The 15,282-nt window shown below is 64.5% G+C and carries 13 protein-coding genes; 6 read left to right on the top strand and 7 right to left on the bottom strand.

The features are described from left to right. The first annotated feature begins 27 nt into the window (after positions 1-27). Positions 28-1,275, top strand: a complete 1,248-nt coding sequence (locus ACE3OA_RS07550) for a class I SAM-dependent methyltransferase (RefSeq protein ID WP_374309589.1) — start codon at positions 28-30, stop codon at positions 1,273-1,275. A 6-nt stretch (positions 1,276-1,281) separates the two neighbouring features. Here ACE3OA_RS07550 and ACE3OA_RS07545 read toward each other — a convergent pair whose 3' ends face one another. The 3 genes from ACE3OA_RS07545 to ACE3OA_RS07535 form a co-directional block, all read right to left on the bottom strand. Further along, a complete protein-coding gene (locus ACE3OA_RS07545; protein ID WP_374309587.1) occupies positions 1,282-2,583 on the bottom strand; it encodes an ATP-binding protein in 1,302 nt (433 codons plus the stop codon). 261 nt (positions 2,584-2,844) lie between these two features. Beyond that, positions 2,845-4,200 (bottom strand): ATP-binding protein, encoded by a 1,356-nt coding sequence (locus ACE3OA_RS07540; RefSeq protein WP_374309585.1) that lies wholly within the window; start codon positions 4,198-4,200, stop codon positions 2,845-2,847. Then, entirely contained in the window at positions 4,197-4,961 is a 765-nt protein-coding gene (locus ACE3OA_RS07535) for a response regulator (protein ID WP_374309583.1), read from the bottom strand. The genes ACE3OA_RS07540 and ACE3OA_RS07535 overlap by 4 nt, the downstream gene beginning before the upstream one ends. A gap of 208 nt (positions 4,962-5,169) precedes the next feature. Here ACE3OA_RS07535 and ACE3OA_RS07530 point away from each other — a divergent pair, with 208 nt between their 5' ends. Continuing rightward, positions 5,170-6,714: a DegQ family serine endoprotease gene (locus tag ACE3OA_RS07530; protein ID WP_374309581.1), complete on the top strand. Its 1,545-nt coding sequence runs from the start codon at positions 5,170-5,172 to the stop codon at positions 6,712-6,714. Between the two features lie 348 nt (positions 6,715-7,062). Here ACE3OA_RS07530 and ACE3OA_RS07525 read toward each other — a convergent pair whose 3' ends face one another. Further along, positions 7,063-7,935, bottom strand: coding sequence for a branched-chain amino acid aminotransferase (locus tag ACE3OA_RS07525; protein ID WP_374309579.1), 873 nt, complete (start codon positions 7,933-7,935; stop codon positions 7,063-7,065). A 99-nt stretch (positions 7,936-8,034) separates the two neighbouring features. On the opposite strand from ACE3OA_RS07525, the gene ACE3OA_RS07520 reads away from it, so the two are divergent. The 4 genes from ACE3OA_RS07520 (at position 8,035) to ACE3OA_RS07505 (ending at position 11,629) form a co-directional block, all read left to right on the top strand. After that, on the top strand, positions 8,035-8,589 hold the full coding sequence (locus ACE3OA_RS07520) for a MarR family winged helix-turn-helix transcriptional regulator (RefSeq protein WP_374309577.1): 555 nt from the start codon (positions 8,035-8,037) through the stop codon (positions 8,587-8,589). A 3-nt stretch (positions 8,590-8,592) separates the two neighbouring features. Further along, on the top strand, positions 8,593-9,339 hold the full coding sequence (locus ACE3OA_RS07515; protein ID WP_374309575.1) for a response regulator: 747 nt from the start codon (positions 8,593-8,595) through the stop codon (positions 9,337-9,339). Between the two features lie 6 nt (positions 9,340-9,345). Continuing rightward, entirely contained in the window at positions 9,346-10,701 is a 1,356-nt protein-coding gene (locus ACE3OA_RS07510) for an ATP-binding protein (protein WP_374309573.1), read from the top strand. A gap of 136 nt (positions 10,702-10,837) precedes the next feature. After that, the gene (locus ACE3OA_RS07505; protein WP_374309571.1) at positions 10,838-11,629 is read left to right on the top strand and encodes a hypothetical protein; all 792 of its coding nucleotides are present in this window, start codon (positions 10,838-10,840) and stop codon (positions 11,627-11,629) included. Between the two features lie 25 nt (positions 11,630-11,654). Here the strand turns inward: ACE3OA_RS07505 and ACE3OA_RS07500 are convergent, their stop codons facing one another. The 3 genes from ACE3OA_RS07500 to ACE3OA_RS07490 form a co-directional block, all read right to left on the bottom strand. Continuing rightward, a complete protein-coding gene (locus ACE3OA_RS07500) occupies positions 11,655-12,995 on the bottom strand; it encodes a GAF domain-containing protein (protein WP_374309569.1) in 1,341 nt (446 codons plus the stop codon). Beyond that, positions 12,992-13,528 (bottom strand): hypothetical protein, encoded by a 537-nt coding sequence (locus tag ACE3OA_RS07495; protein ID WP_374309567.1) that lies wholly within the window; start codon positions 13,526-13,528, stop codon positions 12,992-12,994. The genes ACE3OA_RS07500 and ACE3OA_RS07495 overlap by 4 nt, the downstream gene beginning before the upstream one ends. A 124-nt stretch (positions 13,529-13,652) precedes the next feature. Continuing rightward, on the bottom strand, positions 13,653-15,230 hold the full coding sequence (locus ACE3OA_RS07490) for a Rieske (2Fe-2S) protein (protein ID WP_374309565.1): 1,578 nt from the start codon (positions 15,228-15,230) through the stop codon (positions 13,653-13,655). Between the last annotated feature and the right edge of the window lie 52 nt (positions 15,231-15,282).

The following is a 15,282-nucleotide window of genomic DNA, read 5'->3' as shown; positions in this document are numbered from 1 at the left end:
GTACCGGCATGGAAAAGGGGGTGGGCGATGTTTGCCAGACTCTTGCGCGCCGGGATCAAGACCGGCCATATCGCGCTCATTGATCATCAGGGCCGCCGCGAGGATTTCGGCAGCGGCACACCATCCGTCACACTTCGACTGCATGATCCGGCGCTGGCCTTTCAACTCGGTCTCAGCCCGTGGCTCAAGGTCGGCGAAGCCTATATGGACGGGACCCTCACCATCGAGGACGGCACGCTCTACGACTTCATCGACATCGCGATGCGCAACACGCAGTCGCTGCTCGGCCTCAAATCGCAGAAGGCGTTCACCGTCATCAACCGCGTCCTGCGCTGGTGGCATCAGCACAACCCGATCGGCGCGGCGCAGCGCCATGTCGCCCATCACTACGATCTCAGCCGCAAGCTGTTCGAGCTCTTCCTCGATGAGAGCATGCAGTATTCCTGTGCCTATTTCACGCGGCCGGATGCAACGCTGGCAGAGGCGCAGCAAGCCAAGATGCGCCATATCGCGTCGAAGCTGCTGCTGGAGCCCGGCCAGCGCGTGCTCGACATCGGCTGCGGCTGGGGTGGGCTCGGCATCTATCTGGCCAAGACGGCGGGGGTCAAGGTCACCGGTGTCACCCTTTCCAAGGAACAGCACGAGATCGCCTGCGCGCGGGTGAGGGCCGCTGGGCTGGAAGGCGAGGTCGAGTTCAAGCTGCAGGATTATCGCCTGGAGCCGGGCCGCTTCGACCGCATCGTCTCGGTGGGCATGTTTGAACATGTCGGCCTGAAGCATTTCCCGGAATTCTTCGCCAAGGTCGAGGATCTGCTGGTGCCGGGCGGCGTCGCCCTGGTGCATGCCATTGGCCGGCGCGACGGGCCGGGGCACACTAATCCCTGGTTGAGGAAGTATATCTTCCCAGGCGGCTACTCGCCGGCCTTGTCCGAGGTGCTGCCGGTGGTCGAGCAGACGAAATTGTGGGTCACCGATATCGAAATCCTGCGGCTCCATTACGCCGAGACGCTGAAGGCCTGGCGCGCGAATTTCCAGCGCAACCGGGCGGCCATCCAGGCGCTCTATGACGAGCGCTTCTGCCGCATGTGGGAGTTCTATCTGGTCGGCAGCGAATTGTCGTTCCGCTACGACTACAACATGGTCTTCCAGATGCAGCTCGGTCGCGGCATCAATTCCGTGCCGATCACACGCGACTACATGTTCGATTGGGAGCGGGCGGAAGCTGCGCGACCCAGGGCGCAGATCATCTGGAACAACGGCCAGGCGGCGGAATAAGGCTGCTCAGCCGGGCCCGTGCTGGTCGGCGCGGAGCATTGCGGATTCGGGCAGGCTGATGGTGATAGACGTGCCGACACCGAGCTCGCTGGTGACTTCCAGCGAGCCGCCATGCTCCTGAATGAGCTTACGACTGATATAGAGGCCAAGGCCGCTGCCGCCATATTTGCGGCTATAGGCGGCCTCGCCCGAACGGAACGGCTGGCCGAGATCGCGCATGATTTCCGGCGGTATGCCCGGCCCGGTATCGCTGACCACGACACGAAGGCCCGGGGCCGTGCAATCGGCGGCAAGCTCGATGCTGCCGGCGGCCGGCGTGAATTTCGCGGCATTGCCGACGATGTTGAGGATGACCTGGCGGAAGCTGCGGCTGTCGACCAGGATATCCGGGCATTCCGGCGAAACGGCGATGCGGATCGGTGCCGCGTCGGGGAAGGCATGGCGCACCAGATCGACTTGCTCGGTGAGATTGGCGGCAAGGTTGAAGCGCTGGCGGTTGAGCTTGGCCGTCCCGGATTCGATGCGGCCCACATCGAGCAGGTCGTTGATCAGGTCTAGCAATTGCCGGCCGCTGCGATGAATGTCGCGGGCATATTCGCGTGTCTTCTCGGGATCGAGCAGGATGCGGTCGATGGCCTCCGAAAAACCGAGGATGGCGTTCAAGGGCGTGCGCAGCTCGTGGCTCATATTGGCGAGGAATTCGGATTTGGCACGGCTCGCAGCCTCGGCCTTTTCCTTTTCCGCGATCAGCGCCTCGTCGAGCAATTTGCGCTGAATGGCGATGGCTGCGGAAGAGGCGAGGCGCCAGGCCACCTTGAGTTCGCGTTCGCTCGGCCGGTAGGAGGTGCGGTGATAGGTAGCAAAGGTGCCAAGCACCGCGCCGCCCTTCGACTTCAACGGGATCGACCAGCAGGCGCAAAGCCCGTGCGCGGCGGCGAGGCCTTTATAGTCGGCCCAGAGCGGGTCGGTGGCAATGTCCTCGACCACAACCATCTCGCCGGTATAGGCGGCGGTGCCGCAGGAACCGGCCGCTGGTCCGATCGGGGCGCCGTCGATGGCGGCGGAATAGTCCTTGGGCAAATTGGGGGCCGCCCCATGCGCCAGATGCTTGCCATCGGGCGAAAGCAGCAGCACGGAGCAGAGGGCTTCGCGCAGCACGCTTTCAAGCGCACGGCAGGCCAGATCGAGGATATCCCGTAAGGGGACGTCCTCGACGATCGCACGCAGAATTCGCTGCTCAGCGTCTTTGAGCGCTTCTTCCTGCCTGCGCTCCGCCATCAGCTCAATCAGCTCGGTGCTCGACGCCATTCCTGTGCCGCCCCATTGCGCATCTGGTCCGGTATCCCCTTCATCGGAGATTTATACCGGCCGCACGATTCTTAATTTTTGACGGTTCTGATGTTGCGACAGCTTCGACGTCGCGGGTTCCGGTGAAGCGCTCGAACCCGACCTTGTCTCGCCATTCTCTGGTTGCAGAACTCACTAAAGCAAGTCGCCGCAATCAACAAGCGTGGTGATTGGTGAAAAAATCGTAAACAAGGTGTGGGTGGCGTTAATGAATCGGACGCCTCACACTGGCAGCAACACGCGGGCCGTCAAACCCTGAATGGCGCCGTCCGCGCCTGCACGATTGTGTAATTCGACGTCGCCGCCCTGTGCCAGAATGGCGCTGCGCGCGATGGCGAGGCCCAGCCCCGTGCCGCCCGATTCGCGGTTGCGCGAAGCCTCGAGGCGATAGAAGGGGCGGAACACGCGCTCCATCTCGGCGGGTGGAATGCCGGGGCCGCGATCGTCGATGCGGATCTCGAAGCGGGCATTGCCGTCGCTATCCTGGCCGCGGCTGAGATTTACCACCGCTTCGCCGCCATACTTGACCGCATTGTCGATGAGATTGGCGATGGCGCGCTTCAGGGCCAAAGGCTGCGCCGCCAGTTCCCACGGGCCGGTGCCGGCGATGCCGAGGCGCATGGCCGGCTGGTGTTCGCCCGCTTCCTTCACCAATGCGCGCAGGTCGATCCTGGCGGCGGGTTCCGGATTGCCCTCCTCACGCGCGAAGGCGAGGGTGGAGCCGATCATCGCCTCCATCTCGTCGAGATCCTTGACCAACTTGCGGCGGGTCTCCTCGTCGTCCATCAGCTCGGCGCGCAGGCGCAGGCGGGTGATGGGTGTTTTCAGATCATGGGAGATGGCGGCGATCATCTGCAGCCGGTCCTCGATGAGGCGGCCGATGCGCGCCTGCATCTTGTTGAAGGCGATGGCGGCGCGGCGCACTTCGCCCACACCGGTTTCGGGCAGCTGCTGGGCGGTACCGGAACGGCCGAGGGTTTCGGCGGCGCGCGTCAGCCGCTCCAATGGGCGCATCAGGCGCAGCAGCGCATAGAGGCAAAGCCCGAGGACAGCCACCACAGAACCGACGGTGAGGCCGAGGAGCTGCGGCGACGCCCAGGGAAGACTTGCCACCATCGGGAATTCGAAATTCAGCCAGGAGCCGTCGAAAAGGCCGATCGCCACACGGATCGGCACCAGTTCGGCAGCAGCTTCTTTTTCGCTGGGCTGGCCGCTGCCGACACGGATTTCTCGCCAGTTGACGCCTTTCAAGCGGTCGGCAATGGCACCGGCGAGCGGCGCCAGTTCGCGCGGGGCCGAGGCGGTCGCCACCAGCGGCCGGTCCGAGATGCGGGCATCGAGCGACGGCCCGCTCATGGCATCAGCAACGCCGCGGCGCAGGGCCGGCGCGGTGTGGTCGAGGAAGACGGTAAGGGCGGCAATGCGTTCCGCCGCCCGTTGGTCCTCAAGATGCAAGAGCACCTCGTTGCGATTGAGATTGTGGAGCAGCATGGTCACGGCCTGGCTGGCCAGCACGCCGGTGATCAGGATCAGCAACAGCCAGGCAAGGATGCTGTCGGGGAAAAAACGGCGGCTCATGCCGATCCCGATTCCGTTCCAGGCCCGTTTTCGCGCACGACCTTGGCGGCGAACATATAGCCCCCGCCGCGGACGGTGGTGATGAAGCGGGGCTGCGCTGGATCGCGCTCGATCTTGCGCCGCAGGCGGCCGATCTGCACGTCGATGCTGCGATCGAAGGGCTGCGCCGCGCGGCCCTTGGTGAGATCGAGCAGCTGGTCGCGCGAGAGCACCCGCTGCGGGCGTTCGGCCAGCGCCACCAGGAGGTCGAATTCGCCGGTCGAGAGTTCAACCTCGCCCTCAGGTCCCTGGACCCGGCGGCCGGAAAGGTCGATGCGCCAATCCTCGAAGACCAGCATCTGGACCGGTTCGCCGACACCCGCCGGCGCGTCCTGCCCGCCGCGGCGCAGGACGGCTCGGATACGGGCGAGGAGCTCGCGCGGGCTGAAGGGCTTGGGCAGGTAATCGTCGGCGCCCATCTCCAGGCCGATGATGCGGTCGGTCTCCTCGCCGGCGGCGGTCAGCATGATGATCGGCAGGCGGGATAGCGCTGCGTTGCGGTCGGCGCGGAGCTGGGCGCAAAGCTGCAGCCCGGTCTCGCCCGGCATCATCACGTCAAGGACGAGCAGGTCGATCCGGGCGTCCGCCAATTGCCGGCGCATGTCGCGCCCATCGGCCGCCTGGCTACAGCGGAAGCCGTGCTTTTCGAGGAACCTGGAAAGCAGGTCGCGAATTTCGCGGTCGTCGTCGACGATCAGGATATGGGGCGTTTTCTCGCTCATGGCGCCAGTGTTATCCGCCGTTTCGGGCCGGCGCCAGCCAATTTGGTAACGTTTTGTAACAAGTAAAGCCCCTGTCGCATGCCGTTGCCAAATAGCATGCCGGCCGACATGGCGCTGTGACAGGGCAAGAACAATATCCCCTTCAACGCGGCCCGAGACCTGCCGGCCAAAGCCCCGGCGCGCATACTGGCCGCAAATGGAGAGACAGATGACCGAGATCATTTCCGCCCAGCCACCCAAGGCGCCCGAAATCAGCCGCAGCCGGCTGTTCGTCACCGTCGGCCGCGCTGCCCTCCTCATGGGGGCGCTGGCCTTCATCCCCCCGGCCATCAGCTTGGCGCATGTCGCCGAAGCGAAAGCCGACCAGCTGTCGGGCGAGACCCGTCCCGCAAGCTTTGCCGACCTTGCCGCCAAGGTGACGCCGGCCGTGGTCAATATTTCGTCCTCGCGCAAGGTCGCCGAGGCTGACAGTCCCGAAATGCCCTTCAATTTCCCCAAGGGCTCACCCTTCGAGGATTTCTTCCGCCAGTTCCAGGAGCAGCAGGGCGGCGGCCATAAGCAGATGCACAAGGCCATGTCGCTGGGCTCCGGCTTCGTCATCGATCCCGCGGGCTATATCGTCACCAACAACCATGTGATCGAGGAATCGACCGACATCACGGTAACCCTGGCCGACGGGACCGAATATCCGGCCAAGTTGATCGGTACCGATCCCAAGACCGACCTCGCCTTGCTCAAGGTCGAACCGAAGAAGCCGTTGCCCTCGGTGCCCTGGGGCGATTCCGACAAGGCGCGGGTGGGCGATTGGGTGATGGCGGTCGGCAATCCCTTCGGCCTTGGCGGGTCGGTCACCACCGGCATCGTCTCGGCGCGCAGCCGCGATATTCATGAAGGCCCGTTCGACGATTTCCTGCAGATCGACGCTGCCATCAACCAGGGCAATTCCGGCGGCCCGACCTTCGACATGAGCGGCCATGTGGTCGGCATCAACACGGCCATCGTCTCGCCCTCGGGCGGGTCGGTCGGCATCGGCTTTGCCATTCCCAGCAACCTTGCCAAGACCGTGGTGGCCGAATTGCGCGATAAAGGTTCGATCGAACGCGGCTGGCTCGGCGTCGAGATTCAGCAGGTGACGCCGGATCTGGCGCAGGGCATCGGTCTCGACGAACCCAAGGGCGCGCTCATCGCCAATATCGATCCCAGCTCGCCGGCGGCCAAGGCCGATCTGCAGCCGGGTGACGTGGTGCTGGCCTTCAACGGCGCCAAGGTGATGGAGATGCGCGACCTGCCGCGCCTGGTGGCCAATGCCGATCCTGGCTCGAAGGCGACGCTCGACATCCTGCGCCAGGGCCATGAGAAGGAGATCAGCGTCGAGATCGGCAAGCTGAAGCCGGAACAGCTTGCCAGCAATGACAACAATGCAGGCTCCGGCGATGCCGCCGATGGTTCGGAAAGTGCCGTGCTCGGCGCACGCCTCTCGGCCCTGACGCCAGAAGCGCGCCAGGCCTTCAACCTCGACGACAAGGCCAAGGGTGTCGTCATCGTCGACCTCAAGGACGATTCGCCGCTGGTCGATCAGGGCCTGAAACCTGGCGACGTCATCGAGCGCATCGGCAACAGCGATGTGACCGACCCGGCCGAAATCACCCGCCTCGCCGAGGCCGCGCAGAAGAGCAGCAAGCCGGTGCTCGTCATGCTGGTCAACCGCGACGGCCGCGATCACTTCATCGCTGTCAACCTGAAGCAAGCTTGATCATGTAGTTAAAGGCCCCTCCAGTTAAAGACCCTTTGAGTTCAAGACCGGGCGCCGTCACCGCCCCTGTCCAAGGCAGGAACTGCCTCCTGCAGCGGCGCCCGGTCAGGCCGACGTTGGTACCCCATCCCCCACCGACGTCGGCCGCCCCCTTCCACCGCGACCTGCCTGAGTTTTACCTGCCTGAGTTTTGCCCGCCTGAGTTTTTGCCCGCCTGTAACTTGTTAGCCTCTCGTTTCCTCCAACTGTCCCGGGGTGCCGTTCGCGGCACCCCGTTTTTCTTGGCCCAAATGAAAAAAGCGCGGGAGGTTGGCTCCCGCGCTTTTATCGTTCGGATCGGTGCCGGCTTCAGGCGCCGACTTCCTTCAGATAGTCTTCGCGCATCTGACGGGTGACGGGGCCGGGCGTGAATTTGTAGTCGCCGATCTGGCCCACCGGCGTCACCTCGGCGGCCGAGCCGACCAGGAAGACCTCGTCGGTCTTGGCCAGTTCTTCCGGCTGGATGGCGCGTTCGACGACCTTGATCTGCCGGCGTTGGGCAAGCTCGATCACCGTCTGGCGCGTGAGGCCGTTGAGGAAGCAATCGGGCTTGGGCGTGTGCAGTTCGCCGTTCTGGACCAGGAACACGTTGGCGCCGGTGGCTTCAGCCAAGAGCCCGCGGTAGTCCAGCATCATCGCATCCTGGAAGCCGTCGCGCTCGGCCTCATGCTTCGAGATCGTGCAGATCTGATAGAGGCCGGATGCCTTGGCGGCGGTCGGCGCCGTATCGGGGGCCGGGCGCTTGTACTTGGCCCATTTCAGGCGGATGCCGTTGGCGAGCAGTTCGGGCGAGAAATAGGAGGGCCATTCCCAGGCGGCAATGGCGACGTGGATCTTGTTGTGCTGGGCCGAGACGCCCATCATTTCGCTGCCGCGCCAGGCAATGGCCCGGACATAGCAGTTCTTGAACCCGGTCCGGCGCACCAGTTCGGTCTTGCCCGCTTCGATTTCGTCGACCGTAAAGGGGATCGCATAGCCGACGATTTCGGCCGATTTATGCAGGCGCTCGGTATGGGCCCGGGATTTGAAGACCTTGCCGTTATAGGAGCGTTCGCCTTCGAACACGGCTGAGGCATAATGGAGGGCGTGGGTCAGCACGTGCAGCTTCGCTTCCCGCCAGGGAATGAATTTGCCGTCCATCCAGATTTCGCCATCACGGTCGTCGAAAGGCACTAAACTCATGAATTCCTCCACTTGGCTTTCCGTCGGGTTATAAAGGAACCCGGAATGACCTTGTTTTAAAATATTCGGTTAGATAAGTCAACATGGCTGACATAAAAAATGGCTGATTTGAAATCGACGCCTAACCCCTTGTTCCTGCGGGACGATGAGTTGCGGCAGGGAATCGAGCTGTTGTTTTTCGGCTATCGCGATTTTACGGCGCGGGCCGACCAGACCCTGGCGGCCTATGATTTCGGCCGGGCCCATCATCGGGTCATCTATTTCGTCGGCCGCAACCCGGGCATGACGGTTTCCGACCTGCTCGACATCCTGAAGATCACCAAGCAGAGCCTCAGCCGCGTCCTGTCGCAATTGGTGCGCGAGGGCTTCATCGTGCAGCGTCCCGGCACCACCGACCGGCGCCAGCGCCTGCTCAGCCTCACCGAGAAGGGCGCCGAGCTCGAACGGCGCCTCACCGAAGACCAGCGCGCGCTGGTCGCCCGCGCCTATAAGGCGGCCGGGGCCGAGGCGGTGGAAGGCTTCAAGAAGGTCCTCCTTGGCCTCATCAATGAGGAGGATCGCAGCCGCTTCCGCATGCAGAATCCGGCGGCACCGGGTTCGGCACCCTTGCCGGGGACGACGCCGGGTGGCACGGGTCACAGCGGATCGCGCTGAACCATGGCGCATGCCGCACATATCCTGGTCGTCGACGACGACAAAAGGCTGCGCGATCTCATCGCGCGCTATTTGGGCGAACAGGGGTTCCGCGTCACCGTGGCGACCGATGCCGCGGAGGCGCGGGCGAAGCTGAAGAGCATCTCGTTTGATCTGTTGGTGCTCGACATCATGATGCCGGGGGAAAACGGCCTCGATCTGACGCGCGCCTTGCGCAGCGACAATGCCGTGCCGATCCTGCTGCTGACCGCGATGGGGGAAGTGCAGGACCGCATCGCCGGACTGGAAAGCGGCGCCGACGATTATCTGCCCAAGCCCTTCGAGCCCAAGGAACTGGTCCTGCGCATCAACGCCATCCTCAAGCGCGCGCGGCCGCGGACACCGGCAGCGGCGCAAGCTGCCAGCACCGTGCGCTTCGGCGATTTCGCCTTCGAGGTGGAGGGGCGGCGCCTCCATAAGGGCACCGACATCGTGCATCTGACCGAAGGGGAAAGCGATCTGCTGGCGGTGCTTGCCCGCCGCGCCGGCCAGCCGGTCAGCCGCGACGAACTGGCAGCCCGCACCGGCGGCGGCAGCGACGGCGACGAACTCGCCGGTGAACATGCCGAGGGCAATGTGGCGGAAGTGGGCGCCTCGCGCCTCATCGATGTGCAGATGACCCGCCTCAGGCGCAAGATCGAGGACGATCCGCGCTTCCCGCGCTATCTGCAGACCGTGCGCGGCATCGGCTATGTGCTGCGGCCGGACTGACGCCTGATGAACACGCTGCTGCAGGAATGGCTGATCGGGATCGAGCGCGTGTTGCCGCGTTCGCTGCTCGGCCGCTCGATCCTCATCATCGTGACGCCGATCGTGCTGCTGCAGGTGATTTCCGCCTGGGTCTTTTATGACAGCCATTGGAACACGGTCACCAAGCGCTTGGCGCAGTCGGTGGCGGGCGAGATCGGCGCGGTGACGCGGCTGATGCCGCGCGCCGGCAGCGCGCCGTCGGGCAACGAAGTCGCAATCCACGCCCTGTTCGAGACCGCGCGCCAGGATATGGGCCTCAACCTCGAATTCAAGCCGGGCGAGATCCTGCCCAATGATCCGACCATCATGCGGCAGAACCTGGTCGACCGGCAGCTGGCCAGGGCGCTGGAGGATCTGGTCGAGCGGCCCTTCATCATCGACAGCCGCAGTCTCGAAAAATACATCGAGATTCACGTTCAGCTGGCCGACGGCGTGCTGCATGTCGTGGTGCTGCGCCGGCGCCTGTTCAGTTCGACGACCTATGTCTTCTTGCTGTGGATGGTCGGCACCTCCCTGGCGCTGCTTGCCGTGGCCACCCTCTTCATGCGCAACCAGGTAAAGCCGATCAAGCGCCTGGCGCAAGCCGCCGACGATTTCGGGAAAGGGCGCGAGGTGGCCGACTTCCGCATCGAAGGAGCGACCGAGGTGACCCTCGCCGGTCAGGCCTTCAACCAGATGCGCAATCGTATCCGCCGCCAGATCGCGCAGCGCACCGAGATGCTGGCCGGTGTCAGCCACGATCTGCGCACGCCGCTCACGCGCATGAAGCTGCAGCTGGCGATGATGGGCGAGAATTCCGAGATCACCGACCTCAAGAAGGACGTCGCCGACATGGAGCGCATGATCGGTGCCTATCTGGCCTTCGCCCGCGGCGAGGGCATGGAGCAGCCGGCGCCGACCGACCTTGCAGAACTGGTCGCCGATGTCGTGGGCGATGCGCGCCGCCAGGGTGCTACGATTGAGCTGAAGCTGCCGGCGCGCGACATCGTGGTGCCGCTGCGGCGCGATGCCTTTCGCCGCGCCCTCGACAATGTCATCGGCAATGCCCATCGCTATGCCGGTGCCATCGGTGTCACCATGGTCCTGCGCCCGCGCCATGTCGAAGTGATGGTCGATGATGACGGTCCGGGCATTCCGGCCGAGGCGCGCGAGGACGTCTTCAAACCTTTTTTCCGCCTGGAGCAATCGCGCAATCAGGAGACCGGCGGCACCGGCCTCGGCCTCACCATCGCCCGCGATATCGTCCGTGGCCATGGCGGGGATCTGGTGTTGTCGGATGCGCCCGGCGGGGGCCTCCGCGCGGTCCTGCGCCTGCCGCTTTAACGAACGGTTGCTTTAGCGAAAAGTTAGGATTCCGTGAGGGGGAAATTAGCATGCACCCCAGCGGCGGCGGCGGCATCTTCGCGCCACCGCCGCGGTCATGGACGACCCGGCACCCCCCAAGCCGAGGATCGCTAACATGAGCAACAGATCGACTGTCGAGGCGAAGGCCTTCCCGACCGTTCCCGACTATCAGCCGCGCCAGACCGTAACTTCCGTCCAGGCGCCCGATTTCATCGCCGGCATGGCTGCCAACGACAAGGCCGCAGCGCCGCAGCGGCGCGAACTCTATCATCTGGTGCATAAGGGCTTGCGCGCCGCGATGAGTGACGCGCTGGTGCAGCTTGGCCGGGTGGATCTGGCCAGTGCCGAGAGCAGGAAGGCGTCGCTTGCCACCGTCACCAATCTGATGGCCTTGTGCAGCGAACATCTGGAACACGAAAACGCCTTCGTGCATGCGGCGATGGAAAAGGCGGCGCCCGGCTCGTCGAAGCGCTGCGCCGACGATCACCAGCATCATGTGGCGGCGATCGCCGCCCTGAGGACGCGTATCGATGAAGCGGCAAAAGCGGATGCGCAGATCCGCGAGCGCGCCTTCAAGGTACTCTACCGCCTGCTCGCCAGCTTCGTCGCCGAGAATTTCGAGCATATGGAAGTCGAAGAGAGCGCCAACACCGAGCTTCTCTGGCAGCATTGCTCGGATGCCGATCTGCTGGCGATCGAACTCCAGATCCACGCCCATATCAAGCCGGAGAACATGATGACCTGGCTGCGCTGGATCCTGCCCAACGTCACGCGCCAGCAGCGCGCCATCATGATGAAGGGCATGCAGGCCGGCATGCCGCCGGAACTGTTCGGCGGTGTGCTCGAGATGGTGAAACCCTATTTGAGTGAATTCGAGCGCGTGGCGCTGGCGGCGGATCTCGCCTGACGCTCGTCGAGTGAAGTCGGCCGACCTAGCCTTCCGCCTCGATCAGCTGCACGGGACGGCCGAGATTGAGGCGGAAGCGGCCGCGTCCCGCCTTGTCGAGCGCCAGATGCTGGTTGCGCTCGGCGAGGCGTCGGCGCAGCAGGATGAGGCGGGCTTCGAGGTTTTCCGAAAACTCCGGCAGGCGGATCTGCGGCGCCAGGCGCAGTTCCTTGTTGCTGAACTCGACCCGGCCGCTCCGCGCATGCTCGCTGAGGAGGAACCAGAGGATCGCACCGGCAACACCCTTGATGACATATTCATCGTCGACGAAGACACTGTCATCGGCCGGATAGTGGCGCACGATCAGCGGCGCGCCGGAACCGGTCGCCGTTTCGGCGCGGATCGCCGGGGCGCTTTCCTCGGCATCGCCCTGCAGGGCCTGCATCGCCGGTGCGACTTCGGCAGCCAGGATCATCAGCGCGTCTTCCTCGTCATAGCCGAAGCGGCCGGCCTCTGGGCTTTCGGCGTAGATGACGCCGAGAAGCTCTTCACCATGCAGGATCGGCACGGCGATCTGGCTGCCGCTGTCGGGCAGGCCGGGTAGCGGGATTTCCGTCTCCAGCCGCGCTGCCATGGGACTGCTGCGCAAGGCGTCGCGGATGGCGCGGCCATAGAGATATTCGCGGGTCGCATGGGCGATGCGGATCGGCGTGCGTTCGCGCGCGGCGACGCCGATGACGCCCTGGCCGGGCAGGATCTCGGCGCCGACGCCGGATTCGTCATAGCCCTGGCTAGCCACCGTATAGAGTCGGTCGGCCGCGGCATCGGCCATCAGCAGCATGACATGCGCGAGGCGGAACTCGCTGCGCAGGGCGGAGAGCAGGGTGGCGACCAGGCTGTCGAGGTCGCGGGCCGCACGCAGGCGCGGCAGGGTCTGGCGTAGTGCCGCCAGCAGCGGCGCATGCGGTGGTGGCAAGGGCAGCAGGTCGCCGCGCACGATTTCAGCCTCTTCGACGTGATAAATGTCAGCCCCCAAAAGACGGAAAATACCGGACATGCCTTCATGCGACGCGATCCCGGCAAGCTTGGCGCGCATGGTTTCAAACAGCGGCCCTTCGAGCTCCGTGCGCAGATAGCGGAGATGCAGGCGGTACTGCGCACAGGTCGAAGGATGTTTCAGCAGAACCGTGGCGCGCGGATTGGCAAGGATGTTGGCGCGGGTCTTGCTGAAGAACTGATACGAAATGGCGACATGGGCGGCATCGACGTAATGCACGTCGGAAATGACGCTGACATTGGGCACGCCATTCGCATCGCAGGTCGCGATCTCCGATGGAATGGCCCCCTCGAGACTCGCGCGCAGATTGGCAAGGTCGATCCGGCTCATGGGCGGTCCGCCTTCTTCCGGCCGGTGGCCTTGGCGTCGGTCGCAACGCCAAGCTTGTCGCCGGCACCCGGGCCTGGCGTCTGCTGAAAGACGTCCTGCGGCGAGAAGCTCACCGTCACGAAGTCGCCATGTTTTGGCGTGCTGAAATAGCCATGGGCGAGCGGCGCTGCATAGCCCAGGGCTACCAGTTCATCAGCGGTCAGGCGGTGATGCGCGGTCCGAGCCACGGCGTCTTCCGCGTCGAAGGCGTCGATGACGGCGTCATGGCCCTTGATCTGCAGCGAGCGGAAGCTGCGCACGTCGCTATAGACGGTCGCGACCTCGCCATTGGCAGCGATGTCGGCAAGAACGCGCCGCGCTTCGTCACGCAGCACGAAGACGCGAATTTTCATGGGCTGGCCCGGGCCAGCCGCGCCGACCACCCGACAGCCATAGGCGTGCGCGACGCTCGGGCGCAGTTCCGCATCGCGCCCCGCAACGGAGATGGCGATGGGCCTCGCCAGCAAAGCGAGATAGGTGTGGTCGGCAGGCATGAATGGGTGACCGGGATGTTGTTCTTGCCCAAAAAGATAGGCGTGCCCCCGAAAACCGTCCAGTGCGCGCCGTCACGCTAGGACGATTGAGCCTTGAACCTATTCCCGGCTGGTGCGACGGCGATCACTCCTGTGCGACCAGATCCAGCATTTGCCGGGCTGTCCGCCGCAGATGGCGCTCCTTGAGCGGGGCTTGCAGAAACCTGCCCAGCGCGCTGGCAAGGAGCGGCGCCAGCTGCGGATGCGCCCGCGCCAGGCGCTCCGCGGCCAGCAAGGTCTTGATGAGATGGGCGGAAATGATGAAGCGCCCGCGGCCATGATCGAGCAATCCCGCGCGGGCTTCCTGCCAGAAGGCGTCGGGGTCATTAACATTGAAGGACGCGGTGTCGAGTCCTGCATCGACGAAGCCGCTGTTGCGGCCGATGAAGCAGGCCAGTTGCAGCATGATTGCAGGCCACAGCTCGGGCGCGCGGGCGGCGGCTGTTTCGCCGGCATCGGCAAAGGTAAGGGCGTGGGTGAGGTCGAGCCAATTGGCATTGTCTGCAATCTTCAGGTCGGGACGGCGGAAATGGCTTTCATCAGCGTGCAGCAATTGCCAGGCGGCGGCTTCCACCAGGACCGGCCAGATGGCCCGCATGTCTGCTTGGGCCGACCAGTTGCGCTGGATGGCCATGGCCGATTTCGGTGACGCACGCCGGAAGGCGTCGGGCGCGGGGGCACCGATGCTGGCATCGGCCTTACCCCATAGGCTCAGCTGGTCGGCATAGCTGCGGAATTCCGGCAGCAGGTCGTCGCGGCGGGCAAAGCACAGGCTGCGCACCAGCATGGTCAGCAAGGGTTCGGCAAGCCCTGGACCCAGCAGGTCAAGGAGATCCATGGTCTTCACGCTGTAAATCAGCGCATGGCCGAAATCGGCGTAATGCGTCAGCGCAGCCTGCATAAAGACGCGCTGCCAGCTGTCGGCCGATAGCGGGACAGCGAGGCCGCCCCGCATCAACCGGATGGCGGTTGCCTCGTCCTGCGCTTCGATGGCGGCGGCGAAAGCCACGTCATCCCAGGGCGAAATTCCGGCCGGAATCGGATAGCGCGTGCGATCGCGGGCGTCGTCCGAGAGATGGCCGAGGATTTCGCCGCAGGCGATCAGGCGCTCTTCGGTGCCTCCCTGCCAGCCGAGCTGCAGCCAATCGGGGGCTGCCCCGATGGCATGGGTGGTGCCGAATTCCAGACGGTCATGAGCCCAATGGATGGCATGCCGCAGGGCGTCGTGGGGATCGAGCCCCAGCTGCATCAGCCGGGCCACCTCGCGGACCTGGCGGTCCGCATCATCCTCATGGAGGGCGCGCTCCAGGCCGGCAAGGATGGCGGTCCGGCGCTGGTCGGTATCTTCGGGGACGATCTCGATCTCGATGCGCGCATCTTGCCGGCGGATGGGAAACCGGCGCAGCCTGTCGCCGCCGACCAGCGTCTCGCCAGTGCTGAGGTCGAATTTCCAATTATGCCAGTTGCAGGTGAGGATGCAGGCGGCCGTGCCGCTGCCGAGGCTGCCTTCGCGCAAGGGATAGCCTTCATGGGGGCATCGGTTGACACAGGCGAACAATCCCGCCGGGGTATCCAGCAGCAGGATCTGGCGACCTTCGTGCCGCACCACCAACCTGCCCGCCGCCGCCAAATCGCCGGCCGCCGCCACATCGATCCATGCCATGCCACCCTCCATAAAGAAGGTGGATGCTCGTGCCGGATATTAGAAAAGTAAA

Source organism: Dongia sp., assembly GCF_041906375.1.
Taxonomy (GTDB): domain Bacteria; phylum Pseudomonadota; class Alphaproteobacteria; order Dongiales; family Dongiaceae; genus Dongia.
The sequence above is the reverse complement of the archived record's forward strand: the minus strand, read 5'-3'. Positions and strand labels throughout refer to the sequence as shown.